At 72.7% G+C, this 26,704-nt stretch carries 23 protein-coding genes; 12 read left to right on the top strand and 11 right to left on the bottom strand.

The window, feature by feature from the left end; translation table 11 throughout:
* Positions 1-8: 8 nt before the first annotated feature.
* Positions 9-1,106, bottom strand: a complete 1,098-nt coding sequence (locus tag SD460_RS21690; RefSeq protein WP_290057164.1) for a ferredoxin reductase — start codon at positions 1,104-1,106, stop codon at positions 9-11.
* A 218-nt stretch (positions 1,107-1,324) separates the two neighbouring features.
* Between SD460_RS21690 and SD460_RS21695 the strand changes: the two genes are divergently transcribed.
* Positions 1,325-4,150: a PQQ-dependent sugar dehydrogenase gene (locus tag SD460_RS21695; RefSeq protein WP_318306629.1), complete on the top strand. Its 2,826-nt coding sequence runs from the start codon at positions 1,325-1,327 to the stop codon at positions 4,148-4,150.
* Between the two features lie 131 nt (positions 4,151-4,281).
* Here SD460_RS21695 and SD460_RS21700 read toward each other — a convergent pair whose 3' ends face one another.
* The 5 genes from SD460_RS21700 to SD460_RS21720 form a co-directional block, all read right to left on the bottom strand.
* Positions 4,282-5,466, bottom strand: coding sequence for a hypothetical protein (locus SD460_RS21700; RefSeq protein WP_290057162.1), 1,185 nt, complete (start codon positions 5,464-5,466; stop codon positions 4,282-4,284).
* Between the two features lie 24 nt (positions 5,467-5,490).
* A complete protein-coding gene (locus SD460_RS21705; RefSeq protein ID WP_290057161.1) occupies positions 5,491-6,711 on the bottom strand; it encodes a hypothetical protein in 1,221 nt (406 codons plus the stop codon).
* On the bottom strand, positions 6,695-7,159 hold the full coding sequence (locus tag SD460_RS21710; protein ID WP_290057160.1) for a hypothetical protein: 465 nt from the start codon (positions 7,157-7,159) through the stop codon (positions 6,695-6,697). Before SD460_RS21710 ends, SD460_RS21705 begins: the two co-directional genes overlap by 17 nt.
* Positions 7,156-8,256, bottom strand: a complete 1,101-nt coding sequence (locus SD460_RS21715) for a hypothetical protein (RefSeq protein WP_290057158.1) — start codon at positions 8,254-8,256, stop codon at positions 7,156-7,158. The genes SD460_RS21710 and SD460_RS21715 overlap by 4 nt, the downstream gene beginning before the upstream one ends.
* Before the next feature lie 919 nt (positions 8,257-9,175).
* Entirely contained in the window at positions 9,176-9,958 is a 783-nt protein-coding gene (locus SD460_RS21720) for a hypothetical protein (RefSeq protein ID WP_318306630.1), read from the bottom strand.
* 181 nt (positions 9,959-10,139) lie between these two features.
* Here SD460_RS21720 and SD460_RS21725 point away from each other — a divergent pair, with 181 nt between their 5' ends.
* Positions 10,140-10,559, top strand: a complete 420-nt coding sequence (locus SD460_RS21725; RefSeq protein ID WP_290059507.1) for a helix-turn-helix transcriptional regulator — start codon at positions 10,140-10,142, stop codon at positions 10,557-10,559.
* Positions 10,560-10,621: 62 nt separating this feature from the next.
* Here SD460_RS21725 and SD460_RS21730 read toward each other — a convergent pair whose 3' ends face one another.
* Positions 10,622-11,587 (bottom strand): SDR family NAD(P)-dependent oxidoreductase, encoded by a 966-nt coding sequence (locus tag SD460_RS21730; RefSeq protein ID WP_318306631.1) that lies wholly within the window; start codon positions 11,585-11,587, stop codon positions 10,622-10,624.
* A 62-nt stretch (positions 11,588-11,649) separates the two neighbouring features.
* On the opposite strand from SD460_RS21730, the gene SD460_RS21735 reads away from it, so the two are divergent.
* Positions 11,650-12,201 (top strand): TetR/AcrR family transcriptional regulator, encoded by a 552-nt coding sequence (locus SD460_RS21735; RefSeq protein ID WP_290059511.1) that lies wholly within the window; start codon positions 11,650-11,652, stop codon positions 12,199-12,201.
* A 10-nt stretch (positions 12,202-12,211) separates the two neighbouring features.
* Here the strand turns inward: SD460_RS21735 and SD460_RS21740 are convergent, their stop codons facing one another.
* Entirely contained in the window at positions 12,212-13,180 is a 969-nt protein-coding gene (locus tag SD460_RS21740; RefSeq protein ID WP_290059513.1) for an Acg family FMN-binding oxidoreductase, read from the bottom strand.
* Between the two features lie 128 nt (positions 13,181-13,308).
* Here SD460_RS21740 and SD460_RS21745 point away from each other — a divergent pair, with 128 nt between their 5' ends.
* The 3 genes from SD460_RS21745 (at position 13,309) to SD460_RS21755 (ending at position 17,649) form a co-directional block, all read left to right on the top strand.
* The gene (locus SD460_RS21745; RefSeq protein ID WP_318307201.1) at positions 13,309-15,003 is read left to right on the top strand and encodes a sensor histidine kinase; all 1,695 of its coding nucleotides are present in this window, start codon (positions 13,309-13,311) and stop codon (positions 15,001-15,003) included.
* Positions 15,004-15,209: 206 nt separating this feature from the next.
* Positions 15,210-16,295 carry an acetate/propionate family kinase gene (locus SD460_RS21750; protein WP_290059515.1) on the top strand — a complete coding sequence of 362 codons (1,086 nt, stop codon included), beginning with the start codon at positions 15,210-15,212 and terminating at the stop codon, positions 16,293-16,295.
* A 592-nt stretch (positions 16,296-16,887) separates the two neighbouring features.
* Entirely contained in the window at positions 16,888-17,649 is a 762-nt protein-coding gene (locus SD460_RS21755; RefSeq protein ID WP_318306632.1) for a hypothetical protein, read from the top strand.
* 128 nt (positions 17,650-17,777) lie between these two features.
* Here SD460_RS21755 and SD460_RS21760 read toward each other — a convergent pair whose 3' ends face one another.
* Complete coding sequence (locus SD460_RS21760; RefSeq protein ID WP_290059518.1) at positions 17,778-18,521, bottom strand: ATP-binding protein; 744 nt, start codon at positions 18,519-18,521, stop codon at positions 17,778-17,780.
* A 357-nt stretch (positions 18,522-18,878) separates the two neighbouring features.
* On the opposite strand from SD460_RS21760, the gene SD460_RS21765 reads away from it, so the two are divergent.
* On the top strand, positions 18,879-19,379 hold the full coding sequence (locus tag SD460_RS21765; protein ID WP_290059520.1) for a universal stress protein: 501 nt from the start codon (positions 18,879-18,881) through the stop codon (positions 19,377-19,379).
* Between the two features lie 443 nt (positions 19,380-19,822).
* Here the strand turns inward: SD460_RS21765 and SD460_RS21770 are convergent, their stop codons facing one another.
* Positions 19,823-20,728, bottom strand: a complete 906-nt coding sequence (locus SD460_RS21770) for a LysR family transcriptional regulator (RefSeq protein WP_290059522.1) — start codon at positions 20,726-20,728, stop codon at positions 19,823-19,825.
* Positions 20,729-20,814: 86 nt separating this feature from the next.
* Here SD460_RS21770 and SD460_RS21775 point away from each other — a divergent pair, with 86 nt between their 5' ends.
* Complete coding sequence (locus SD460_RS21775; protein ID WP_318306633.1) at positions 20,815-21,885, top strand: tartrate dehydrogenase; 1,071 nt, start codon at positions 20,815-20,817, stop codon at positions 21,883-21,885.
* 104 nt (positions 21,886-21,989) lie between these two features.
* Here SD460_RS21775 and SD460_RS21780 read toward each other — a convergent pair whose 3' ends face one another.
* On the bottom strand, positions 21,990-22,691 hold the full coding sequence (locus SD460_RS21780; protein WP_290059526.1) for a GntR family transcriptional regulator: 702 nt from the start codon (positions 22,689-22,691) through the stop codon (positions 21,990-21,992).
* Positions 22,692-22,785: 94 nt separating this feature from the next.
* On the opposite strand from SD460_RS21780, the gene SD460_RS21785 reads away from it, so the two are divergent.
* The 4 genes from SD460_RS21785 to SD460_RS21800 are packed head-to-tail and all read left to right on the top strand — an operon-like array spanning position 22,786 to position 26,666.
* The gene (locus tag SD460_RS21785) at positions 22,786-24,051 is read left to right on the top strand and encodes an MFS transporter (RefSeq protein ID WP_290059528.1); all 1,266 of its coding nucleotides are present in this window, start codon (positions 22,786-22,788) and stop codon (positions 24,049-24,051) included.
* 5 nt (positions 24,052-24,056) lie between these two features.
* A complete protein-coding gene (locus tag SD460_RS21790; RefSeq protein ID WP_290059530.1) occupies positions 24,057-24,986 on the top strand; it encodes a phosphoglycerate dehydrogenase in 930 nt (309 codons plus the stop codon).
* A 5-nt stretch (positions 24,987-24,991) separates the two neighbouring features.
* Entirely contained in the window at positions 24,992-26,356 is a 1,365-nt protein-coding gene (locus tag SD460_RS21795; RefSeq protein ID WP_290059532.1) for an acyclic terpene utilization AtuA family protein, read from the top strand.
* On the top strand, positions 26,349-26,666 hold the full coding sequence (locus SD460_RS21800) for a DUF4387 domain-containing protein (RefSeq protein WP_290059534.1): 318 nt from the start codon (positions 26,349-26,351) through the stop codon (positions 26,664-26,666). The genes SD460_RS21795 and SD460_RS21800 overlap by 8 nt, the downstream gene beginning before the upstream one ends.
* The last annotated feature ends 38 nt before the right edge of the window (positions 26,667-26,704 follow it).

Here is a 26,704-nt window from a genome sequence, read left to right on the forward strand (position 1 = left end):
TTCCTCGCTCAGAGTTCGACCGTGACCCGGCCTTCGGCGCCGTGCACGCAGGTGCGCACGATCTCGTTGTGCTTCTCGCTGACGACGTTCGTGCGCAGGTCGCGGATCCGGCCTTCCCGGATCGGCAGCACGCACGTGTGGCACACCCCGACCCGGCAGCCGAACGGCATTTCGACGCCGGCGTTCTCCCCGGCGACGAGGATCGGGGTGCCGGGCGGGCAGTCGGCGTCGAGGTTGCGGTGGGCGAAGCGCACCGTGCCGCCGGAACCTTCGGCGCCTTCACCGCCGACGACCGGCTGGAACCGCTCGTGGTGCAGCCGCCCGGTGTCGCCGTGGCGTTTCCAATGCGCTTGCAGCGCGTCGAGCAGTTCGCCGGGGCCGCACGCGTAGGTTTCCCGCTCCGGCCAGTCCGGGCACAGCGTGTCGAGCTCGTCCGGCGTGAGCCGCCCGTCCCGGCCGGTGATGCGCAGTTCCAGGCGGAAACCCGCGTGCCGGCGCTCGAGTTCGGCGAGCTCTTCGCCGAAGATGACGCCGTCCGCCTCCCGGGCCGAGTGGACGTGCACGACGTCGTCGAGCGACGCGCTCGGCGCGAGGTGCCGCAGCATGCTCATGACCGGCGTGATGCCGCTCCCGGCCGTGACGAACAGCAGGCCGCGGCCGGGCCGGTCCGGCAGGGTGAACGACCCCTCGACCTCGCCCAGCCGCACGAGCTCGCCGGGCCGGGCCCGCTCGACCAGGTACGGCGAAACGACGCCGCCGTCGACCTTCTTGGGTGTGATGGAAATGAGCCCGTCCGCGCGGTCCGGGCTCGACGTCAGCGAGTACGCGCGCCAGTGGTGGACGCCGTCGATGACCACGCCCAGCCGCACGTACTGGCCGGGCCGGTGCCCGACCCAGTCGTAACCCGGCCGGATCAGCACGGTGGCCGCCCCGCCCCGCTCGGGTTCGACCCGCTCGACGAGCCCGCGCAGCTCGCGGGTCGACCACAGGGGGTTGATCAGTTCGAGGTAGTCGTCCGGCCGCAACGGGGTGAACAACCACCGCAGCGCGCGCAGCGCCCGCCGCCGCAGCGGTGACGCCGGCGGCCGCATCCCCACTTCGGCCATCACGCACCACCCCGCACACGGCAGGCGGCGGCTTCGAAGGTGACCATGCCCATTGAGTGTACAGGCGTGCACTCAACTTGCAGGCTGAGTGCGTCCCGGGTCTGGGCCGGTGGTGATCGGTGACCAGGTCAAGTGGTCACGAAAAGGTCAATTTGCCCGATCGGGTGCAACCGACGTCCCCGTTCGGGCGATAGACGACCGCTGGGAAGGGGATCGATATGGTTTCGCGAAAGTTTCGAGCGCTCCGCCACCTCCTCGTGGCCGTGGTGCTGACCGGGGCGCTGCTGCCCGTCGTGTCCACGGGGGCGGAAGCGGCCGCCCTGCCGGCGGGGTTCGTGCTGCAGGACACCGACACCGGGCTCGGGCAGTACCAGCTGACCGACTTCACCTCCCTGCCCGACGGGTCGGTCCTTGTCACCGCCAAGGACGGCCGGGTGCGCTGGCTGCCCGTGGCCGGGGCGGGCCGGACCATCGCGACGCTGCCGACCCGGTCCGCCGGCGACCTCGGGCTGGTCGGCGTCGCCGTCGCGCCCGACTACGCGGTGTCGCACGCCATTTACCTGACGCGGTCGGTCAACCAGACCAGCGGTTTCGTCATGCGGCTGGCTCGGTTCACGGTCACCGTCGACGCCGTGGGCGCGCCCACCGGGCTGACCGGCGAGCAGCCGCTGTTCGACATTCCCGGCATCTTCGACGTCCACGGCATCAACGGCGTCATCGCCGCCGCGGACGGCACCCTCTGGCTGTCCATCGGCGACAACGGCGACTTCTCGAAGGTGGACCCGGGGTCACTGCGCGCCCAGGACGTCAACCAGCCCTACGGCAAGATCTTCCACCTGACCGCCGACGGCAAGGGCGTGCCGGGGAACCCCTACTACGACCCGGCCAACCCGGGCTCGACGGCGAGCAAGGTGTTCGCGCGCGGCTTCCGCAACCCGTTCCGCTTCAGCATCGACCCGAACCTCGGCCTCCCGGTCGCCGGTGACGTCGGCTGGAACGTCTGGGAGGAGGTCGACGTCGTCCAGCGCGGCTCGAACCAGGGGTGGCCGTGCTGGGAGGGCAACCACCCGACGCCGGGCTACAGCGGTCTCGCCGAGTGCGCCGGGGTCGCCAACCAGGCACCGATCTTCGAGTACCAGCACGGCAACGGCGCCATGCAGGGCAACAGCGTCACGGGCGGGACCGTCTACAACGGATCCAGCTACCCGGCGGCCTACCGCGGCTCGTACTTCTTCGGCGACTACGTGACGCAGAAGATCTGGACGATGAAGTACGACGACCAGGGCAAGCTGACCCAGGCGCCGCAGAACCCGCCGGTCTTCACCGACATCGGCGGCCCGACGAAGTTCGGGGCCGCGGTCAACGGCGACATCGTCTACGCCGACATCCGGTCCGGGAAGCTGCGCCGGCTGACCTACACGGCGGGCAACACCGCGCCGGTGGCGAACGCGTCCTCCACCACCGATCCGGACACCCGGACGGTCTCCTTCGACGGTTCGGCTTCCGTCGACTACGACAACGACCTGCTGAAGTACGACTGGGACTTCGGCGACGGGACCACCGCCGTCGACGCCGGTCCCCAGGTGTCGCACGCGTATGCGGCGGGCATCGAGGCGTTCACCGCGAAGCTGACCGTCCGCGATCCGCTGGGCGCGTCGGGCTCGACCAGCGTCGCGGTCGCACCCGGCAACCACACCCCGCAGCTCACGGTGACCACGCCCGGCGACGCCGCGACGTTCGCGGTGGGCCAGCAGGTTTCCTTGAGCGCGAACGCGAACGACGCCGAGGACGGTGTCTTGCCGATCACGTGGACCTCCGCGGTGCGGCACTGCCCGAGTGAAGCGACGTGCCACTCGCACCCGGGTGTCGGCGGTACGGGGGAGAGTTTCGCGGCCGCGTTCACCGAGCACCCGGACTCGCGGATGGAGTTCACCGCGACGGTGACCGACAGCGCCGGGGTGACCGCGGCGAAGACCTACGTGGCCCGGCCGCGCGAGCACCGGATCACGTTGCTCAGCACGCAGCCCGCGGCGCTGAGCATCCCGGTCGAGGGCGGCGTCAGCACGGCCGTGGTCGCCGAGGGCGCCACCTTCGACGTCGAGGCGGCACCGCTGGGCATCGACGGCGTGTCGACGTTCACCGGCTGGCAGGGCGGTCCGGCGGGCACGACGTGGATCGTCACCGTCGGCACGACCGACCTGACGCTGACGGCGAACTACGCCACCCCGATCGACCAGCGGTACAACGCCGACTCCGCGCTGCGGACGAAGCTCGGGGCGGCGACGGCGGCCGAGGTCACCGACGGCCCGGTCCACTACCGGACCTTCGCGAACGGGCGGCTGTACTGGAGTGCCGTGGGCGGCACCAGGTTCGTGACCGGCCAGGTGCTGACCAAGTACCTCGCCTTCGGCGGGCACGCCAAGCTCGGCTCGCCGACGACCGACACGGTGTCCACTCCGGATGGTGCCGCGCAGTACAACCACTTCGTCAACAACGGCAACGTCGGCTCGATCTACTACACGGCCGCGACGGGTGCGCACGCGCTCTACGGGGAGATCCGGAAGAAGTGGGCGGCGCTGGACTACGAGCGTGGTCTCGGCTACCCGACGACCGACGAGACCGGTACGCCGGACGGGGCCGGCCGGTACAACCACTTCGTCAAGGGCGGCAACGTCGGCTCGATCTACTACACGAACGCCACCGGCGCGCACGCGATCTTCGGGGAGATCCGGAAGAAGTGGGCCGCCCTCGGCTACGAGCGCGGACTCGGCTACCCGACGACCGACGAGAGCGTGACGCCGGACGGAGCCGGGCGCTACAACCACTTCAGCCTCGGCCATTCGATCTACTACACGGTGCCGACGGGGGCGCACGCGATCAAGGGCGAGATCCGCAAGCGCTGGGCGGCGCTCGGGTGGGAGCGGTCGTACTTGAGGTACCCGACGACGGACGAGTACGTGACGAACGGGGTGTACCGCAGCGACTTCCAGGGCGGCTACATCACGTACACGCTCGCCCGCGGGGCCGTCGACCGCCCCTGGTGACCGGGCGGCGCCGCGAACACCGCGGTGCTGCCCCACCCACCGTCACCACGCACAAGACCGGCGCGCTCGCCGGCGTCGTCTCGGAAGCCGGCCTCCTCCCGCACCGGGGGCCGGCCCCGAAGCCCCGCCGGTCAGTCCCGGCGGGTCAGCGTCACCAGCCCCGGCCGGTGGCCGTTGCGGCGCGGCGTCACCGGCCGCTTGGCCGGCCCGGCCGCGGCCACCCCGGCCGGGTGCTGGCGGTCGATCGGCAGCACGCCCGGCGTGCTCGTCCGCCCGGCGACCCGCAGCGACTGCGCGGACGTGATCCACTCTTCGGCGGGCTCGGCGATCTCCAGCAGCAGCGCCTCGAACTCCGAACGGGTCGTCTCCAGGATGTGCGGGGCGGCCAGCCAGCGCAGCACCTGCCGCCCGGTGACGGCCATCCGCTGCCGCGGCGAGGAGACGAGCCGCTCGTCGAAGTAGCGGATGAGGACTTCGTCGATGGTGTCCCACGCGTTCGCCGCGCCGAACAGGTCGAGGACGTCCTCCGCGCCCAGGATCCGGAACGCCTCGGTCAGCAGCTGCATCACCTCGACGCGTAGCACGTTCAGGTGTCCGTAGGAGGTGAACTTCAGGTTGTTGCGCAGATCCAGCCCGCTGCGCCGCACGACGGCGATGCTGCCGAAGCTCGGGTCGTAGGCCCGTTCACGGAGGACGTCGGAGATCCGCTTGTCCCGCCAGAACAACGCGACCTGGTTGCCGAACTGCGTGAACAGCTGGTGGAAGTCGGTGTTCGGCCGGGCGTTCGCCGACCCGAGGCCCCGGCCGTAGCCGAGCACCCGCCGGTACGCGCTGATCCGGTCCTGCTTGGTGTAGCGCAGCACGTCACGCCGGTCGAACCGGTACAGCCCGAACGCGCCGGGCCCGTCCGAGAGCCGGATCGCGCCCCGCTGGAACAGCTCCTGCAGCTTCTGCACGACGCGGAACACCCCGATCCGCTCGTGCTGGTACAGGTAGTAGAGGTCGCCGACGGCGATGACACGCTCGGACGCGACGGTCTCGTCGTAGGCGTCGACGCCGGGCGGCATGCTGGTCTGGCCGAGGTCGGGCGCGCTCGTGTCGCCGAGGCCGACCAGTGCCGCGATCCCGCCGTCGGCCGGCCCGGGCTTGGTGCGCTGCTCGGTCTCGACCGCGGTGAGCATGTCGTCGAGCTGCTTGAGGACGGCGTCGCCGAGCTTCGGGTCGCTGCCCAGCTCGTTCGCCAGCTTGCCTGCCACCTGCCCGCGCAGCGCCGCGACGCGGTCGAACAGTTCCCGGTATTCCTTTTCGGTGCCCATGGTGTCCCTCCCGTGCGGGTTCGGTTACTGCTCGCGGAGCCCGGTGGCGGACGACGGCCCCGGGGTCCCGATCGGCGTGGCGATCCGCACGACCTCCTGCAGGTGGTCGTCGAGCTCGTCGACGGCGCGCTGCACCCGCGTGCTGAAGAAGCCGGGCGGGAGCGTCGCGCGGAAGTTGCCGGGCACGTCGCGGGCGTCGCCGTTCGGGCTCGACCGCGGCAGGCCCGCGACGATCCGCTGCAACCGCGTCGCGACCTGCAGGAACGCCGATCCGACGCCCTCCTTGCCCGCGGACTCGATGAGCTGGCCCCCTTCCACGGCGGCGAAGTCGTGGATCCAGCGCAGCAGGCCGCCCAGCGACATCGTGCCGCCGTCGGCGTCGGGGATCCGCAGCACTTCGAGGTCTTCCTGCTGGACGAACACCGACTGCAGCATCGTGATCACTTCGTCGACCTGCGCCGCGGTGGCCGCCAGCAGCTGCGACAGCGCGACCACGGCCGGGCCGAAGTACGGCTGGCCGTTCGCCGGCTGCGAGAACGGGTCGATCCGGTCGCGGGAGTCCAGCCAGCCGCGGAACAACGACACCACCCAGTCCACCAGCGTGATGAAGGAGGTCTGGATGCGCTCCTCCTCGATCGTGTTGACCTGGCACGAGGTCAGGCCGAATTCGTCGCGCAGCCGGCCGATGTGGCCGCGCACGGTGTCCGCGTCCGGCCCGCCCGGCGCGCCCGACGCGGTGCTCGGCCCGAGCAGCAGCAGGAAGAGCTGGTCGACGCGCGGCACGCGGATGAGCGGGCTTTCCAGTTCCTGGCGGATCTGCTCGAGGTCGTGGCGGACCAGCGCCCGGAACCCCTCGGCGTTCTCGGGGTCCGCGTCGGTCCGAAGTGGACGGAGTGCGTCGAGCAGCGCGAGCGCGTCCTTCGCCGCGCTGCGGGCGCGGGCCGCCAGTGACGCCTGACCGCCGGTGACCGCGCCCAGGTCGGCCTGGATGGCGTACCCGCGCGGGGTCCAGGTGGCCTCGGTGCGCCCCTGGACCTCCGACAGCCCGAAGCTGCCGGTCAGCGCGGCGACGAAGCCCTTCGCATCGCCCTCGCGCCACTTCCAGCCGAGGACGTCGCTGATCGCCTGCTCGGCCAGCTTGCCCGCCGGGAGCGCCGAGGAATGCGGCCGGACCGACGCCGGGTACGCCGTGTCGACCTCCTGCGCGGGCGGCAGCAGAACGCCGCGGTCATCGTTGCTGGTCATCGGTCTGCCCTTCGTCGAGTTCGGCCAGTTCCACTGCTTCGCGCCAGCACCGCAGCATCGCGTCCTCCGCGGCCCGCAACGTGTCGGCGCAGCGGTCGGCGCCACGCCGGACGCCGGTGACCCACCCGCGCCATTCGGCCTCCCGTTCCCGGGCGCCGCGCAGCAGGGCGGTCACCGTGGCGGGGGACCGGTACTCGTCGTCGATCCGGCGCCGGATCCCCAACAGCGCGGCCGCCGTGGTGTGCAGGCCCTCGGCGGTGGCGGGGGCCCGCGTCGCCGCCAGGAGCTCGGCGGTGCCGTCGGTGGCGACGTCGCCGAGGTGGTCGGCCACCGCGAGCCCTTCGCCCGGCGGGCGGTCTTCGCACACCGACAGCTCGAGCCCGTGCCAGGCGTCGGCCAGCAGGCTGACGTGGGCCCGCAGGGCGGAGAATTCGGCGCGGAACGTCATCGCGACTTCCTCCCCAGTTCCTCCATGAAGAACCCGACCAGCCGCCGGGGCGGCGCCATCCGCCGGTCGAGCGCGAACCGGACCGCGCCGACGAGGAACCGTTCGGGCACCACGCCGGGGGAGACCCCGTCGGCGAGCCGCTCGGCGGCTTCCTCGATCATCACCTGCTCCTTGGGCTCGAACCGCAGCACCGCGGCCAGCGGCCGGTGCCCGAGCGCGGGGTACGACGTGAAGCACATCGCGTCCACCACCGCCGGGATCGCCGTGGCGGCCGTCGCCTGCAGCGCTTCGGGCGCGCCGAGCAGCTTCGCGTCCGGGTAGAGTCGCCGCCAGAGCTCGGCGTAGGAGTCCGCGTGCCGCCGGAAACCCAGGCGCCGCAACAGTTCGACCGACAGCTTCGCCCGCAGGTACGGCACGGGGTGCACGGCGCGCGGCGAGAACCCGAGCGTCTCCGGCCCGGTCCGGCCGATGACGTCGAAGAGCGAGCCGACCACCGCCGGACCCCCCAGCAGCACGGCGGCCAGGTCGGCGAACGTCTCCCGGTTCCACCGCACCCAGGTCGCGACCGTGGCCGGCGGCAGGTCCGCTTCGGTGAGCCGGGCGGCCACCTGCAGCGGGATCGCCTTGGCCAGCCCGAGGTCGTTCTGCAGGTTGTGGCTGACCTCGTGGAGCACCGCGCCGAGCGTCCACGGGTTCACCAGCCGGTGGTACGGCAGCTGGATCAGCGGGAACGGGTTCAGCCGGTTTCCCAGCCGCCGCAACGGAATCCCCCGTCTGGAGGTCGCCGGCCCACTCCCGTGCCGCAGGTAGCAGAACGGCGGCGGCGTCGGGATCGGCCGCCACCGCCCCAGCCCGAGGTAGGCGTACTGGTAGCAGTCCAGCGCAATCCGATCCCCGGCGACCAGCCACGGCGCGAACGCGGTCTGCCGCTGGTTGAACAGGTCGAGGTAGAAGTCCCAGACCTGTTCGGTGGCCCGCACCCACCGGTGCGCCCGCGACTTCGCGCGCAGCAGCTCGTCGGGGTCGACGGGCTCCACGGCAGCCCGGCGCACGGCCCGCACCGAGTCGCGCAGCGGTTCCCGAAGTGAGGCCATCATGCGGTTGACGGCGACGAGGTGCGCCCGGCTCGGCCCGGTCGCGGGATCGCCGAACTCGGCCCATCGGAAGGGCCGCAGCGCATCGAGGTGCCGCCCGGCGTTGGTGGCTTGGGTCCGCGCCCAGGCGGCTGTGCTTTCCCCGGTTGGGGGCGGTGCGTGCCGGAACGTTGGCTCGGGGGTGCGCTTGGCTTGGGTCCGGGTGGGTCGGATCGCGGTGGACCCGGCCACGGTGCCGGCCCGGCTGGGTCGTGCGTGCCGCATCGCGGTGGGCGCGCCGTCGGTCCGCGCGGTGCCTGGCTCAGCGGTGGCCCGCGTGGCCTCGGCCCTGGTGGGCCGTGCGTGCCGCATCGCGGTGGTCACGGCCACGGCGCCGGCCCGGCCGGGGCGTCCGCGCCGGACCGCGGTGGGCGCGGCCTCGCGGCTGGCCCGGGCGGTGCCTGGCTCAGTGGTGGCGCGCTTGGCGTCGGTCCGGGCGGGTCGTGCTCGCCGGATCGCGATGGATCCGACCTCGCGGTCGGCCCCAGCGGTGCCTGGCTCAGCGGTGGCCCGCCTGACCTCTGCCCGGGTGGGCCGTGCGCGCCGGAACGCGGTGGCCACCGTGCCAGCCCGGCCAGGGCGTGCCCGCCGGACCGCGGTGGGCGCGGCCTCGCGGCTGACCCGGGCGGTGCCCGGCTCAGTGGTGGCCCACCTGCCGTCGGCCCGGCTGGGGCGTGCCCGCCGGATACCGGTGGCGCCGGACTTGCGGTCGGCCCGCGCGGTGCTCGACTCAGTGGTGGCCAGCCTGCCGTCGCCCCGGTCGGGGCGTGCCCGCCGGACCGCGGTGGACCCGGCCCGCGCGGTGCCCGGCTCAACGGTGCCCCGCCCGGCGTCGGCCCGGGTGCGCCGTGCGTCCGAAGCCGCGGTCCGGGCGGCGCGTGGCTCAGCGGCGGCGCGCACGGCCACGCGCCTGGCGCCGTCCCGTCGCGGTGCCGGAACGCGGCTGGGTGTGCCGGACCGTGTGCTGCTGGCGGCGGCGGTGCTGCGGTGGTCGGCGGTGGGCGCCGCGGCCGCTTCGGTGTCCGGTCGCCGCCTGGACTCCGTGGCCGACCAGGCGGCGCGTCACGTAGCTCGCGTCGATCGGGCGGCCGTCGGCGTAGCGGCGGCCGATGTCGCGGGCGGTGCGGCCGAGGACGCGCGGGATGTGGCGGACCGCGTGCCGGGTGGCCGGGTTGCGCCACAGGCGGCGGCCGAGGCCGATCGCGCCGCGGATGAGTTGCGGTCCGTGCTGGATGATCTTCGGCACGGCCCATTTCGCGGCCTGGAGCGCGAGTGGCGCGAGCGCGCCGAGAAACGCTTCGGCTTCCTGCTCGCTCTGCGCGTTTTCGGCCTGGAACGCCAGTTGTGCCAGCATTTCCGCATCGGAGTAGACGCGCCGCGCGGGATTGCTGAAACTTTCGTCCTGGAGTTCGAACTCCGCCTCCAGTTCGCGGACGACCGCTTCGAACTCGGCTTCCGCCTCGTCCTCGTCTTCGTAGTCGCTCTCGTACTCGAGCTCGAGCTCGTCTTCCAGCTCCGCGGACAGTTCGCCGTACTCGTCTTCGTCTTCGTAGTCGCTCTCCAGCTCGCCGAGCCCGGCCTCCAGCTCGTCTTCGAGCTCCGCCTGCACCTCCCGGTTCAGCTCGTCTTCCAGCTCGCCTTCCAATGCCGGGTAACGACGGCTCATTGCGTTCCCCTCTCGTCGAGCACCCAGTGCACCGCCACCCGACCGGGCCGGGTAGTCGCACGTCCGCGCCGGGACCGATTCGACTAGTCCGTCCTTGTCACACGAATTGACGATGCGCCGCCGCCGTTTCCCGGGTTTGCTTGAAGGGGAGGAATGGCGGGGGAATGTGGGGGGAACGTCGATGACGACGACTTTGTCGACCGTGGAAGCCAGGTACGGGCCGAAACGGTGCCCGGCGGTGCGCGACGACGAAACCGTCCGGGGCCTGGCGAGAGCGCTGGTCAGGCGGGCGGCCGAGCTGGCGGACCCGGACGCGGCCCGGCGCGAACCACTGCTGGACGTGACGGAGCTGGGCGTCCGCTGCCTGCTCGTCCCGGTCGTCCCGGCGGCGCACGACCTGCTGAGCCCGCGCGAGCACGAGATCGCCCGGATGGTGGCCCAGGGCTACACCAACCGCGCGATCGCCCGGGTGCTCGACATCAGCCTGTACACGGTGTCGGCCCACATGCGGCGCATCTTCACGAAACTCGGCGTGGGATCCCGCGCGGCGATGGTCGCCGCACTCTCGAACCAGGACCCGACCGGACTCGACACGATCTAGGCACCGGCCAAAGTGGACAGACGGCTAGCCGGCCGGGTGGTCGCGCGCAGACGTCGTCCGGGTCAGTGCGTCAAAGCCGCCGAGACGGTCCACAGGCGCTCGGCCGCGGCGGGGTCGAGCGCCCACCGCTTCACCCCGTGCGGGTGGTCGGCGAGCTGGGCGTCGTCGGGCACCGTGGCGGCCTCCTGCCCGTCGTCGAGGTACCGGCCGCCGATCCGGGCGAACTGCGGTGCGACGGCGGCCACGACCGTCGTCGCCGCGCCCTGCTCGACGGTCTTGTAGGTGAAGATTCCCGCGGCTTCGGCCGCGGCGAGGGAATCCCGTTGCGCCTGCGTGAAGTTGCGCTGCAGGCCGGTCGCGACGCCGCCGGGGTTCACCGCGTTGGTGAAGACGCCGTCGCCCGCCCAGCGGCGGGTCGCCTCGACCGCGAACAGCGCGTTCGCCGTTTTCGATTGCGCGTACGCGATTTGGGGGTCGTAGTCCCGGCGGGCGAAGTGCAGATCGTCGAAGTCCACGCCGGCGCGCATGTGCGCGGTGGAGCTGACCGAGACGATCCGCGCTTCGCCGCGCTCGGCCCCGCGGGCGAGGGAGGTGTGCAGCCCGGTGGCCAGCGCGAAGTGGCCGAGGTGGTTCGTCGCGAACTGCAGCTCCCACCCCTCGAGCGTGTGTGCCCGCCCGCCGGTGACGAGGCCGGCGTTGTTGATCAGCAGGTGCAGCGGACCTTCCCAGTTCCCGGTGAACCGCCGGACGGACGCCGGGTCGGCGAGGTCGAGCGGCGCAACGCGGGAGCGGTGCGGCGCGCCTGCTTGCACGATGGCGGCGGCGGCGACCTCGCCCGCGGCGGTGTTCCGGACCGCGAGGGTCACTTCGGCCCCGGCGGCGGCCAGCGCGCGGGCGGTTTCGGCGCCGAGGCCGGAGGACGCCCCGGTCACGATCGCCCGCACGCCGGTGAGGTCGACGCCGGCCAGCACGTCGTCCGCGGTCGAGGAGGCGGAGAAGGGAGTGGTGATGAGTGGGCCTGTGGTCATGCCTCCACTATACAGACTGAACAGAAGTTGTTTAGTCCGTCGCCGACGCGTACGGTGGCGCCATGGCCGGAACACCGAACACCGCCGAGGTCAGCCGTCGTGACGCGGTGCTCGAATCGGCGCTGCTCACCTTCGCCCGGCACGGCTACCGGAAGACCTCCATGGAGGAGGTGGCGCGCACGGCCCGCATTTCCCGGCCGGGCCTCTACTTCCTGTTCGACTCCAAGGAAGTGCTGTTCCGCGCCGCCGTCACGCGGGCGCTGGAGCACGACCTCGCCACGGTCGAACGGCTCCTCGCCGACACCGGCAGGCCGTTGCCCGAACGCATCGTCGACGCGTTCGACCAGTGGGCGGGCCGCTACGTCGGACCGCTGGGCCGGGACGTCCCCGGCGTCATCGAGGAGAACCCGGACCTGCTCGGCGAGATCGTCCGTACCGCACCGAAACGCTTCGAAGAGCTCGTCACCAACGCGATCGCGGTCGTGTCGGGCGACTCCGCGAGCGCCATCGCGCAGACCCTGATCAGCGCGTCGATCGGGCTCAAGCACCAGGTGGAGACGCGGGAGGCATACGTCGCGCGCTTCGCCACCGCGGTCGGCCTCCTGGTCGCTTGACCGGCCGGGGCTACTCCGTGACGTCTTCGAGTGCCCGCCGCGGCGTCCACGGCGTCGGGGTGCCCCGGCCCAGGCGCAGCACGATCTGCGGCCACAGGCCGCCACCGAGCAGCCGGCGGAGTTCGGCGCGGATCGACGGCACCTCGACGGGCTGGGAGATGAACGACGCGTCGAGCCCGGCCGCCGTCGCCGTCAGCAGGACGCGCTGCATCGCCTGCCCGGCCCGGATCCGGTCCACCCGCGTGTCGTCGAACGAGCCGAGCACCACCACCAGCGGCTCGGCGTGGTCGGCCCGGTTCCGGTGGCGGGTCCCGAAATCACGCAGGACCCAGCCCCCGTCGGCCGAAGGCGGCCTGCCGGCCGCGTACTCGGGGACCCCGTCACGGCTGTCCGGGCCGCGCGCGGTCCAGTGCCGCCACTCGGCGAGGAACGCCGGGTCGGCGAGCTGGGCGTGGTGGGCCTGGTGCACCAGGTGCCGCAGCCCTTCCCGCTGTTTCGCGCTCAGCCGCGGCAACCAGGCCTGCTCGACTTCCGCGGCGTGCCGCAGCTCGGCGACCACCGGCGCGGGGACCGGGCGGTCGTCGAACAGGGTCCGGTTCGTGTGACGGCGGGGGATCGCGTCCGCCAGGCCGACGAGCCGAGGATCGGGGCGGCGGGCCCCGAACGGCCGCACCAGGGCCAGCAACGTCGGGTCGTCGCGGCGGGGGAACAGCGTCGTGGCCGGGTGGGCGCCCAGCGCGTGGATGGCGGTGCGCAGGTTGAACAGCGCGGCACCGCAGGAAAGCAGCAGCTCGCGCCCGTCGGCGTCGGCGACCGGCAGGGCGCGTGCCGGGTCGGCGTGCAGCTCGATGCCGGTGGGCACGCAGCGGAACCGCCAGGGCTGGGTGTTGTGCGTCGACGGCGCGAGCACCGCGGCGCCGATGACGGACTTCACCTGATCGGGGTGCAGCAGGCCGATCGACGTGCTGGGTAGGGTCATTGTTCCCCCTCACTGTCGATCCGGAAGCGTCTTCGACGGTCTCTCGTGCCGCGACGCCGCGGGAAGGGGACAAAGTCACCGATGACCCGGAGGCCTTGGTGAGTGGAGCCGGTCAGGAGCCGCGGCGGATGGCGGGGACGCTGTCCGGGTTGCGGTTGCGTGAGGTGCTGCGGGATCTGCAGGACCGGATCGAGCTCCTGATCGGCACGCGCGACAAGATGGACGGCCTGCTCGACGCGGTGCTCGCGGTCGCGTCGGGCCTGGAGCTGGACACGACGCTGCGGCGGATCGTGCAGGCCGCGATGGAGCTCGGTGAGGCGGAGTACGGCGCGCTGGGCGTGCTCGCCGGCGACGGTTCGCTGTCCGAGTTCGTCTACCTCGGCATCGGCGACGAGACCCGCCACCTGATCGGGCACCTGCCGGAGGGGCACGGCGTGCTCGGCGTCGTCATCGAGGAAGCGAAACCCCTGCGGCTGGAAGAGATTTCCCAACACCCCGCGTCGGTCGGCTTCCCGGCCCACCACCCGCCGATGCACACGTTCCTCGGCGTGCCGGTGCGGGTGCGCGACGAGGTGTTCGGCCGGCTCTACCTCGCCGAGAAGAAGAACGGCGAACCGTTCACCGACGACGACGAAGTGGTCGTGCAGGCGCTGGCCGCGGCGGCCGGGATCGCGATCGAGAACGCGCACCTCTACGAGCAGGCGCGGGTGCGGCAGCAGTGGCTGGCCGCGACCAGCGAGGTGACCACCGAGCTGCTGGGCGGCACCGACCCGGTGGAGGCGCTGAACCTCATCGCCAGCCGGGTCCTGGAGCTGACCGGCTCGGACGTCACGATGCTCGCGCTGCCGAACTCGGGACGGCTCGACGTCGACGAGGACTGGGGCGACGACGTCGACGACCTGACGGTCACCGTCTGCGCCGGGATCCGGGCGGCGGAGCTGTCGGGTACCCACATCGACCTCGACGCCGGCATGCCGGGCGCGGTGTACCTGGACCGGACGCCGCGCAGCGTGCCCGAGCTCGCCCTGCGCGAGAACCGCTTCGGGCCCGCGATGGTGGTTCCGCTGCGGGCGGGGGAGCGGACGACGGGGGTGCTCATCGCGGCGCGGGAGGTGGGTGCGGGCGGGTTCGAGACGGCGCAGCTGCCGGTGGTGGCTTCGTTCGCCGACCAGGCGGCGCTGGCGCTGCAGCTGGCGGCGCAGCAGCGGACCGCGCGGGAGCTGGACGTGCTCGGCGACCGCGACCGGATCGCGCGTGACCTGCACGACCACGTGATTCAGCGGCTGTTCGCGGTGGGGCTGTCGATGCAGAGCACCCAGCGGCGGACGAAGTCACCGGAGCTGCAGAGACGGCTGGGCGACAGCATCGAGCAGCTGCACGAGATCGTCCAGGAGATCCGGACGGCCATCTTCGACCTGCACGGCGGCGCGGCGGGACAGGCGGGCCTGCGGCTGCGGCACCGGCTGCACGACGCGATCGCCGAGCTGACCGACGACGCGCGGCTGCAGCCGACGGTCAGCATGACCGGTCCGATCGACACCGTGCCGGCCCAGCTGGCCGAGCACGTCGAGGCGGTGGTGCGCGAGGCGGTCAGCAACGCGGTCCGGCACGCGGACGCGTCGACGGTGACGGTCTCGGTCGCGGTGAAGGACGAGCTGATCCGCATCGTCGTGCTGGACGACGGCAAGGGGCTGGCGGACGACATCTCGCCCAGCGGCCTGGGCAACCTCCGCGACCGGGCGGAAGCCGTGGGCGGTTCGTTCACTTACGGCAACGGCCAGGAGAGCGGCGTCCGGCTGGTGTGGTCGGCCCCCGTCAGCTGAGTGCGGGTGCCCGATCGGCGCGATCGGTGACGATCGGATAGCGTCCGTCACGCGGGTCGGCGCGCTCCTCCCCCCTCGGCGCGTCGGCCCGCGTCCCTCCGCCCGCGACCGGTGACGAAGGTCCCCGCGATTCGGGCAATCCGGCCGCGTCGCCGCATCCCGCACCCGAGGTCTCCTGGGGCGATGGACGGAGGAGGGGAGCCCCGGTGCGAGTGCTGACGGTGAACCCCGGCTCGTCGAGTGTGAAGGTGTCGCTGGTGGCCGACGGCGCGGCGGTCGGCTGGGCCGCCTGGGACCGGGCCGACCCCGCGGTGGTGGGGCACGCGGTCCGCCGGTGGTCCGAGGTGGACGCCGTCGCGGTCCGGTTCGTCCACGGCGGTTCGCAGACGGCGCCGGCCCGCGTCGACGACGCGCTGCTCGCCACCCTGGAACGGCTGACGTCCTTGGCGCCCAACCACCAGCCGCTGTCGCTGGACGTGACCCGCGAAGTCCGCCGCCTGCTCCCGGACGTGCCGGTGGTGGCTTGCTTCGACACCGCGTTCCACGCCCGGATGCCCGAAGCGGCCGCGCGCTATCCGCTGCCGCGGGAGTGGACCACGCAGAACCGCTTGCGCCGCTACGGTTTCCACGGTCTGTCGTGCCAGTACGCGCTGCGCCGGACCGGTGAACTGCTGAGCCGGGCGCCGGAATCTCTGCAGCTGGTGTGCGCGCACGTCGGGGCCGGGGTGTCGGTGACGGCGATCCGCGACGGCCACGGCGTCGACACCAGCATGGGCTTCACCCCGCTCGAAGGCGCGATGATGGCAACGCGCTCGGGTTCGATCGACCCCGGCTTGCTGCTCCACGTGCTGCGAACGGCACCGATGACGGCGGCGGAACTGTCCGACGCCCTGGTCCACCGCTCGGGCCTGGCGGGGATGACGGGCACGAACGGCGACCTGCGGCGCGTGCTGGCCGCGTCCCTGCGCGGCGAGCCGGACGCCACGACGGCCCTCGCCGTCTACCGCCACCGCCTCCGGCGGGAGATCGGGGCGGCGGCAATGAGCCTGTCCCGCCTCGACGCGGTGGTGTTCACCGGCGGGGTGGCCGAGCACCAGCCGGAGCTGATCACGTCCGTCATCGACGGGCTGGGGGTCTTGGGTTTGCGGGCCGGCCAGGTGCCGCACACGGAGGTGGACCGGATCGTCACCCGGGCGGATTCCCGGGTACCGGCACTGATCGTGCACCCCCGCGAGGACCTGGAACTGGCCCGCGGCGCCGAAGCGGCGCTCGCCCGAGTGCCGGTGAGGTGACCTCCGTGCGAGCCTTGCCCGCAGGTTTCCCGGCCGGCCGGGTGCTCGTGGTGGGCGCTTGCTGGCCTGGGCCGGCCGCGCGCGAGCCCGTTGCCGTTGGCCGCGCGTTCGCGGTGGGCGGCCGTTGCGCGTTCGCGCGGTCTGGTCTTGTGGCGGGTGCCCGCGTGCGGGGTGTGCGGGGGCCCGTCCTGGTTGGCCGGGTCGGGGCGTGTCGAGTGCTCGCGGTGGGCGGCCGTTGCGCGTTGGCGCGGTCTGGTCTTGTGGCGGGCGCCTGCGTGTGGGGTGTGCGGGGGCCGGTCGTGCGCGAGCCCGATCCGGTCGGCCGCGCGTTCGCGGTGAGCGGCCGCCGCGCGTTCGCGCAGTCCAGTCTCGTGGCGGGTGCCCGCGGGCGGGGTGCGCGGGGGCCGGTCCTGGTCGGCCGGCTCGGGGCGAGCCGGGTGCTCGCGGTGGGCGGCCATCGGTCGTTGGTCCGGTCCGGCTTCGTGGCGAGGGGCGTGCGCGTGCCCGTTGGCCGGGTCGGGCCGTGCCGCGTGCTCGTAGCCGGCGACTGCGGGCCCGCCGCTGTGGGGCCTCCCGGCGTTCCGCGGCGCGGATGACCCAGCCCGGTTTCCGCTGGGACCCGGCGGCCAGGGTCGCTCTCGGCGACGCGCTGGCGCGGCTGGGCCCGAACCGGTGCGCCGTGGAAGTCACCGCGGACGAGGTCGTGCTGGCCGAGCCACCCGCCCGGCGTGATCGGGCGGGCAACTCCGCGCTGCTCGAATGCGGTGCGGCGCTTTCGACCGTCTGGACGGTCCTGCGGGTGCTGGGCCGCGACCCGGTCCTGGTCTTCCCGCGGAATCCGGACCGGCCCGACGTCGCCGTCGTCGTCCGGGGTGGTGGGCCGCGCAGTCCGTCGAACGCGGAGTGGACGCGCTACCTCGCGCTACGCCGGCTGACCGAGCCCGCCCGCGGCACTGTGCTGCGGCCGGTCAGCCTCGCCGTCCTCACGGCGCTGGCGGGCGAGGACTTCTGGCCGGACACCGACGTCCGGATCGTCCGCCCCGCCTGGGCCTCGACGCTCAAGCGGCTCGGCGCCGACCTCGCCGGCCGGTCGTCCCTGCTCGTGACCACGCCGGGCGACACCCGCCGCCACCACGTCCTCGCCGGCGCCGCGCTCCACGCGACCCGCCTCGCCGCGGCCGCGCGTGGGCTCGGGTCCGAGCGGGTTCCGTTGATCTCGCTGGCAACCGTGGAGCGCGCCCGCCACACCCAGGTACTGCCCGGCGTCCCGCAAGGGCTGCTGCTGGTCGGCCTCGCCTCCCGGCGGCCAACCGGCCCGCCGGGCACCTGGCGTCACGCGTCGCAAGCCGGTTGACGTCCGGGCCGAGCGCCCCAATGTGGCGTTCGGTGCGTCCAGCGCACCCAATGTGGCGTTCGGTGCGTCTGACGCACCCAATGCCACATTGGGGCGCATTCCCGGCCGGCGACAACCCCGGGGAGTCCCTAATCCGGCTGGTCCGGCTTGACCCGGAGGACGGCCCAGACGACCTTGCCGCCGGACCACCGCCTGCTGCTGCCCCAGGCCTGCGCGGCGTAGGCGACGATGCGCAGGCCGAGTCCCGGGTCGCGGGGGCCGGGCCGGTCGAGGACGGTCGCGGGGCTCGGGTCGTCGTCGACGACCGACACCGACAGCATTTCGCGGCGCAGGTCCAGGTGGACCTCGGGCACCGACGCGGTGTGCTGGATCGCGTTGCGGACCAGTTCCGCGGCGATCATGGTGCCGTCGTAGATCAGCGCGGGGATCGCCCAATCGATGCAGTGCCGTCGCACGAACTCGCGGGCTCGGTCCTCCGCGTCGCCGGTGCGGGGGATGGTCCGGTGCGCCTGACGGCGGACCGGGTGGCGCAGGGCTTCTTCGGCCGCGTCGGCGTCCGGGCTCACCGAGACGTAGCGGTCGGTCGCGAACCGGCGGAAGAGCTGCCGGTGTTCCGGGCGGCGCGTCACCAGCCCGAACGGCACGCCGGGCCAGTCGCGGATGCGGGCGGCGACGAGCGGGAACACCGTCGCGGGCGAGGCCGCGCCGATCGCGAGGTCGTTGACGTCGGTGATCAACCCGCGCGGCGAGTCGGCGGCGATCTTGAGCAGCCCGTCGCGCAGGATCGCGTAGCCGGCGAGGTCGAGCTGCCCGCTGGCCGTGGCCAAGATGCTGCCGGAGTGGGGTTCCGCTGTCAGTTCGATGCAGAACACGTTAGTACGCGGCCCGGCATTGGCAATGGCCGAACGCGATCCGTGGCGTTTTCACCCGGCTGGCCGACCGTGGTGAACCTTTGACGAAAGTGTTACCCGGAAGGGGAATCCGCACGTGCGGAGTGCTCGTGCGGATGCAAACCGCCTGTGGCGAGGGCATTCCGGCGGGTACCGCACGCACTCCCCAGCGTGACGTCTTTCCCGTCCACTGTGGACGACGCGCGCAGCACGTCCACCGGGCCCAAAGTCCCCGGTCCGGGGTCCAAGGCCTCTTCGGCCGGGGCGTCAAGCCGATGATGCTGGAAGGAACGGATTCCTGCCCGGTGGCAAGCGAGCACGAGGAAAGGTGGCACGGCCATGACCACGGCAAAGCAGGGCGACATCGTCGTCGGTGTCGACCATTCGGCGGTCAGCGCGGCCGCCCTGCGCTGGGCGGTGTCGGAAGCCGCGAAGAGCGGCCGCCGAGTCGTCGCACTGCGGGCCTGGACGTTCGAGCCGGTCTACGACCTCGGCGCGGCGGTCGCCGGCACGCCGCAGACGGTCGCGGACCGCGAGCGCCAGCACCTCGACGACGTCGTCGCCCAGGTGCGCGACGAGCACCCGGGCGTCGCCGTCCGTGCCGAACTCGTCGAGCACTCGGCGACCGTGGCGCTGGAAGAGGCGTCGAAGACGGCGGCGATGCTGGTGCTCGGCAGCCACGGCCGCGGCCGGCTGCTGAAGCTGCTCGTCGGTTCGGTCGCCGAGCACTGCCTGCGCGAGGCGAGCTGCCCCGTGGTGGTCATCCCGGCGCGCACCGTGCGGGAGCCCGAGCCGGCGGAGGAGCCCGCGCCCGCGTATTTCCCGGGGCCGCTGCTGTGAAGCGGTTGACTTCAAGCACTTGAAGTTCGCTGCGGTACTCGGCCGCCGGAGAGCAGCGTGAGCTGTTCGACCAGCGCGCTGACCGGCTCGAAGCCGAAATCGAGTGGCTGCGGCTGGCGGCACGGCTGTGGGACGCCCGCGACCGGGGCGACACCAGCGCTTACGTCCGGTCGAAGGTCGTCGCCGAACGTGCCGCGTGGGAGCACGTGCGCTCGGCGGGTGGCCCGGAACTCGCGGTGCTCAACCCGGCCGGCATCTTCGGCCCGGTCCTCGGCGGCTCGCCCACCGCCGAACAGGTGCGGGCCGCCGCCGAGACCGACCCCGCCATGCGGGAGGCCGTGACCCGCCTCGGCCGCGTCCCGGTCATCCGCACCGGCAAGGCGCGCACCAGGCTCGGCTGGCGCCCGCGCCCGGTGGCGGCCCGGACCGGGCAGGGCGGGGTGTCACGAAGGGGGAGCGAGCCGGTCCGGCAGCTGGGCGGCCAGGTGGGCGATCAGCTCGGTGGTCCGGCGCGGTACGTGGACGTCGTCGGCCAGCAGGGCGTAGATGTCGGCGGGCGGGGTCGGCACGCCGGGCAGCACCCGCACCAGTGCGCCACTATCCAAATAGGACCGCACCTGCCACTCCGAGCGCATGACGATCCCGCGTCCCTGCAACGCCCACTCCGTCACGATGTCGCCGTCGTTGCTCGACAGGCTGCCGCGGACCCGCACCTGGCGGGGCTGGGCGGTGCCGCCGAAGCGCCACACGGCGAAGTCGCCTTCGTTCTCGCGCAAAACGATGCAGTCGTGGCCGGCCAGGTCCTCGATCCGCTCGGGGACGCCCTGACGCTCCAAATAGGACGGTGCTGCGCACGGCACGCGGCGGTTGCGCGCCAGCCGGCGCATCCGCAGCGTGGAGTCCGGCGGCGGGCCGACGTGCACGGCCACGTCGAACTCGCGCCGCTGCGGCCGCAGGGGCAGCGCCGACGTGTGGAGGCGGACCCGCACCCGGGGGTGCCGCGCGGTGAACTCGCCGACGAGCGGCGCGACGTGCGCCCGGCCCAGCCCGAGCGTCGCCTGGACCACGAGCGGGCCCCGCAGGTCGCCGGAGCGGTGGCTGACCAGGTCGTCGAGCTCGCGCACCTGGTCGAGGATCGCCTCGACGCGCGAGGCGTAGAGCTCGCCTTCGGCCGTCAGCGTGAGCCGCCGCGCGCCGCGGTGCACCAGGCGGACGTCGAGCCGGCGTTCCAGCGCCTTCAGGCGCTTGCTGACCACCGGCAGCGAGACGTCCAGCTCGCGCGCGGCGGCGGTGAGCGTCTCGCTGACGGCGACCACGTGGAAGAAGCCGAGATCGTCGAGTCTTTCCATGGGAGAAAGGATAGGTTGCCGCGCGCGATCTTGCCCGGGCCACGGCCACCGCCCACAGTGGAGGGACCCCACCCGAGGAGCAGCTCGTGAACCACCGCATCGCGGTCATCCCCGGCGACGGCATCGGGCGCGAAGTCGTCCCGGAAGGCTTGCGCTGCCTGCGTGCCGCCGCCGACGTCCACGGCTTCACGCTCGAAACCACCGAGTTCGGCTTCGCGTCCGCCGAATACTGGCTGGAGCACGGCGAAATGCTGCCGCCGGACTGGCAGGAGGTCCTCGCCGGCTTCGACGCGATCTTCTTCGGCGCCGTCGGGTGGCCGTCGGTGGTGCCCGACCACGTGTCGCTGTGGGGCAGCCTGCTGAAGTTCCGCCGCGGGTTCGACCAGTACGTCAACCTGCGGCCGGTCCGGCTGCTGCGCGGGGTGCCCGCCCCGCTGCGCGGCCACGGCCCGGGGGACATCGACTTCCTCGTCGTCCGCGAGAACACCGAGGGCGAGTACTCCAGCATCGGCGGCCGGATCTTCGAGGGCACCGACCGGGAGACCGTGCTGCAGGAGACGGTGATGACCCGCACCGGCGTCGACCGCGTGCTGCGCTACGCCTTCGACCTCGCCGCGGCCCGGCCGCGCAAGCGGCTGACGTGGGCGACCAAGAGCAACGGGATCGCCATCTCGATGCCGTACTGGGACGAGCGCGCGGCTGAGATGGCCGCCCGGTACCCGGAGGTGACCGCGGCCAAGGACCACATCGACATCCTGGCGGCCAAGTTCGTGCTGAGCCCGCGGACCTACGACGTCGTCGTGGCCAGCAACCTCTTCGGCGACATCCTGTCCGACCTCGGCCCGGCGTGCACCGGCACGATCGGCATCGCCCCGAGCGCCAACATCAACCCCGAGCGGACGTGGCCGAGCCTGTTCGAGCCGGTCCACGGCTCGGCCCCGGACATCGCCGGACGCGGGATCGCCAACCCGGTCGGCCAGATCTGGAGCGGCGCGATGCTGCTCGACCACCTCGGCGAACCGGCAGCCGCCGCCGGGGTGGTCGCGGCGATCGAAAGCGTGCTCGCCGAGCAGCCGGAAGTGCTCACCCCCGACCTCGGCGGCCCGGGCACGACCGAGAGCCTGGGCTCGGCGATCGCCGAGCGGATCACGGCCTGACCGCCCGGCCCCAAGCGCCCCAATGTGGCATTGGGTGCGCTGGACGCACCGAACGCCACATTGGGTGCGCTGGACGCACCGAACGCCACATTGGGGCGCTCTGGTCAGGACCCTGCGAGCAGGTCGCCGAGGCCGCCGCGGGCGTCTTCCAGCACCAGCGCTTCCGCCCGGACCGAGTCGCCGGCTCGCAGGGCGCGGACGAGCGCGCGGTGGGTCGCGTAGCGGTCCAACCCGAACGTCTCGTCCACGCTCACCCGTTCGAGTACCCGCGAACGCCGCTCCGGGCTGGAGAACACGCGGGTCTGGTCGAGCAGGCGGACGAGCACCGGGTTGCCGGCGCACGACTCGACGAGTCCGTTGAAGCGCTGCATGGCGTCGAAGAGCCGGCCCACGTGCTTGACGACGTCCTGCCCGGCCTCGTGGCGCTGCTTGATGAGGATGAGCAGGTCGTCGGCTTCGTCGAGGATCTCGTCGAGCCCGGCCAGCTGCTCGGGTGTCGCGTGCCGGGCGGCGAAGCGGGCGACCATGCCGCGCAGGCCGACCTCGACCTCCGCGAGGTCGGCGACGGCGACGCCGGCGAACATCGCCACCTTCACCGTGCGTGGGCCCGACCGCTCGAGGAGGCCGTCCTGTTCCAGGCGGCGGATGGCCTCGCGCACCGGTGTCGGGCTGACCGACAGCTGTTCGGCGAACCCGCGCTCGGTGACCTTCTGGCCCGGGCGCAGCTCGCCGGTGGTGATCGCGTCGCGCATCGCGCGGTACACGCGGTCGGCCAGCGTGTCGGTCTGCAGCGTCTCGCCCATCATGCGGCCAGCCTACGGCAAAACTCTTTTGCAACTATTGACCATCTTGCTATAGCAAAAGTACGGTGGCCGCCAAGCCCAAGGGAAGGTGCCGACGATGACGTTGACCACCCCGCGCGTCCGGACGGGACGCATCACGTTCTACGTGGCTCTGGCGGTCTTCGCGCAGGAGTCGACGTGGAACCTCTACGACTCGCAGGTCCCGCCGCTGCTGCGCGAGCACCTCGGCAGCGCCGCGCTCATCGGCGCGCTGATGGGCATGGACAACCTGCTCGGCATCTTCATCCAGCCGTGGATGGGCAACCGCTCCGACGGCACCCGGACGTCGTGGGGGCGGCGCATCCCGTACCTCGTCGCCGGCATGCCGGTGGCGGCCGTGCTGTTCGTGCTCATCCCGCACGCCGCGGTCTCGCTGCCGCTGCTGATCCTCGTCATGTTCGGCTACGCGCTCGTCGCGAACTCGTTCAAGCCGATCGCCGAGTCGCTGCTCCCGGACTTCATCGGCCCCGAGCGCCGCAGCCGGGCCAACGCGGCGGTCAAGATCGCCTCCAGCATCACGGTGATCGTCGCCGCGCTGATCAGCATCTTCCTCATCGACGACTTCCCGAAGCTGTCCTTCGCCATCCCGGCGGTCCTGATGCTGGTGTCGATGGGTGTGCTGGCGTGGCGGGTGCGCGACAGCAAGTCCCCGGCCTATCAGGCCGCGCTCGAAGAGGACCGCGCCGGGCAGGACACCGGGCCCCGCGTCCGGATGCGGGACGTCCTGCTCGACATCGGGCGCGACGCCGACCGCAGCCGGCTGCTGGTCATCGCGGCCGTCTTCGCCTTCGGCGGCGCGTGGTTCGCGTCGCGGTCGCTCGTCACCAACTACGGCATGGAGACGCTGGGCATGTCCCGCGGCGACGCCGGCGGGCTCACCCTGCCCAGCGGGCTGGCGTTCCTCGCGGCCGCCTACCCGGTGGCGCTGCTGGCCGAACGCTTCGGCAGGCTGCGGGTGATCCTGATCGGGATGGCCGTGTTCGCCGCGGCGATGGTGCTCGGCACGCTCGTGCGCACCCCGGCCGGCACGGTCGTCGCGATGTGCGTGGCGGCCGCGGGCGCGGCGGCGTTCATGGTCAACATGGCGGTCGTCCTGTGGAACCTCGCGCCGTCCGCGCGGGTGCTCGGTACCTACACCGGCCTCTACACCGTCGGCTGGTCGAGCGGCGGGTTCGCCGGCCCGGCACTGGTCGGCGGCATGGTCGACGTGACCGGGTGGCCGTTCCTGCTGCTCGACATCGCGCTCGTCACGGCGATCGCGGTGCTCCTGGTGGCGCGCGTGGCCCAGCTGCAGCGCCGGCGCACCGACGGGCGCGCACTGTGACCCGCGTGCTGATCACCGCCGACTTCCTGCGCCCCGGCGACGAGGCGGACGAGTACCTGCGCGCCGCCGGGTTCGAAACTACGCACTCGCCGATGGTGGGCAAGCGCGATCCCGAGCAGCTCGTCGCGGCGCTGGACGGGATCGACGCGGCACTGGTGGCCAACGAACCGCTGACCGCGGACGTCCTGGCCCGCGCGCCGCGGCTGCGGGCCGTCGTCCGGACCGGCGTGGGGTACGACTCCATCGACGTCGAAGCCGCCGCCCGGCAGGGGATCAGCGTCAGCAACCTGCCCGGGGTCAACGCGAACGCGGTGGCCGAGTACACCCTCGGCCTGCTGCTCGCCGGGGCCCGGCGGCTCGTGCAGTCGGCGTCCGGCGTGGCGCGGGGGGAGTGGCCGCGCGAGGACGGGCGCGAACTGCGCGGGTCGACGCTCGGGCTCATCGGGTACGGCGCCACCGCGCGGGCGGTGGTGCCGCTGGCGCGCGCGTTCGGGATGACCGTCGTCTGCACGTCCGGCCTGCGCGGCCCGGACGTCCGGTTCGTCGAGCTGCCCGAGCTGCTGTCCACTTCGGACTACGTGTCGGTGCACACGGCGCTGACCGGCCGGACCCGCGGGCTGCTGGACGCCTTGGCGTTCAAGCGGATGAAGCCGACGGCGTTCCTCGTCAACACGGCCCGGGGCGCGATCGTCGACGAAGCCGCGCTCGTCGAAGCGTTGCGGGCTGGGGAGATCGCCGGGGCGGCGCTCGACGTCGTCGGCGAAGAACCGTTGCCCGCCGACAGTCCGCTGCGCGGGGTGGCGGGGATCGTCGTCTACTCGCACCTGGCCGGGCAGACCGCCGAAGCGCGCCGGGCCGCGGGCCTGCGCGGAGCCGAGGAACTCGTGGCGGCACTGGCCGGCCGGGCCCGATTCGTTGTCAACGGAGGGAATTGAAGACCATGGACAAGGTGCGCGTGCTGGCCCCGAGCGGGATGCTCGGCGCCGGCTGGGACCACGCGACCGTCGAACGCGGCATCGCGCTAGGCGCCGATGTCATCAGCATCGACGGCGGGTCGACGGACTCCGGCCCGTACTACCTCGGCGCCGCGACGGCCAAGACGACCGCCAAAGCCGTCGCGCGCGACCTGCGCAGCCTGTTCACGGCGGCCGCGGGCGCCGGGATCCCGGTGATCGTGGGCTCGTGCGGGACGAGCGGCACCGACGCCGGCGTCGACTGGGTCGCCGGGATCGCCGCCGAAGTGCTGGCGGAGGAAGGCCTGGACCTGAAGGTCGCGAGAATCTACAGCGAGCAGGACGCGGCGGAGCTGAAGGAACACCTCGGCGCCGGCCGCGTGCACCCGTTGCCCCCGCTGGGAGAACTGGCCGCCGAGACCCTGGAGAGCTGCACGCACATCGTCGGCGCGATGGGCCACGAGCCGATCGTCGAGGCCCTGCGCGCGGGCGCGCAGGTCGTCCTCGCCGGCCGCGCGACCGACACGGCGGTCGCGGCGGCGTACCCGCTCATGAAGGGCCTGCCGGCCGGGCCGGTGTGGCACGCGGCCAAGATCGTCGAGTGCGGCGGCCAGTGCACGGACAACCCGCGCGCGGGCGGCGTCCTGGCGACGATCGACGCGGACGGCTTCACGATCGAGCCGCTCGACCCGGACGCGGCGTGCACCCCGATCCTCGTGGCGGCGCACATGCTCTACGAGACGGCGAACCCGTTCGAGATGCGCGAACCCGACGGTACCCTCGACGTCCGCGAGGCGGAATACACCGCCGTCGACGACCGGGTCGTCCGGGTGACCGGCTCGAAGTTCCACGTCGCCGACCAGCACACGATCAAGCTCGAAGGCGCGCGGGTCACCGGGTACGAGACGATGTCGTTCTCGGCGATCCGCGACCCGCTGGTGCTGGCCGACATCGACGAGTGGGCCGCGCTGATGCGCGCGCTGATCACCCAGCGCGTCAGCCAGACGCTGGGCCTGGCGGCCGGCGAGTACGCGTTCGACCTGCGGCTGTACGGCCACAACGCGGTCCTGGGCGAGCTCGAGCCGGAGACCGGACCGCCGCGCGAGGTGGGCGTGATGCTGCTGGTCAACGCCCCGGACCAGCCGACGGCGACGGCGGTGGCGAAGGTGGCCAACCCGCTGATGCTGCACCTGCCGACGCCGTCGATGGACTACCTGCCCAGCTTCGCGTTCCCGTCCTCCCCGGCGGAGGTCGAGCGCGGCGCGGCGTACGAATTCGTGCTGAACCACGTCGTCGATTGCGCGCCACTGGAGCTGTTCCGCATCGAGTTCGAGGGGAAGACCCATGCCTGAAACCACGCTGGCGGACCTGGCCCACGAGGTCCGGTCGAAGAACGCGGGCCCGTTCTGGGTGACCATGGAACTGTTCATGCGCGACGCCGACGGTTACCGGGTGGCGGCGGACGAGACGTTCCTGAATGAGCGCGTGATCGCTTCGCTTTACCACGTCGACGAACATTCGATCGGTATCTTCCGCATCCCGTCGCTGAACGTCGTGAAGATTTCTTTCCCGCGCCCGGTGAGCCAGGGCTCGCTGCGGGACCGCGACATGCACGCGGGGCAGCACCACGTGCCACTGGCACGCCTGGTGGTGCCGGCCTGAGCCGGGCCCGGTCAATCCCCGCCCGGGTTCGCGCCTTC

It is taken from the genome of Amycolatopsis solani (assembly GCF_033441515.1).
Taxonomy (GTDB): domain Bacteria; phylum Actinomycetota; class Actinomycetes; order Mycobacteriales; family Pseudonocardiaceae; genus Amycolatopsis; species Amycolatopsis solani.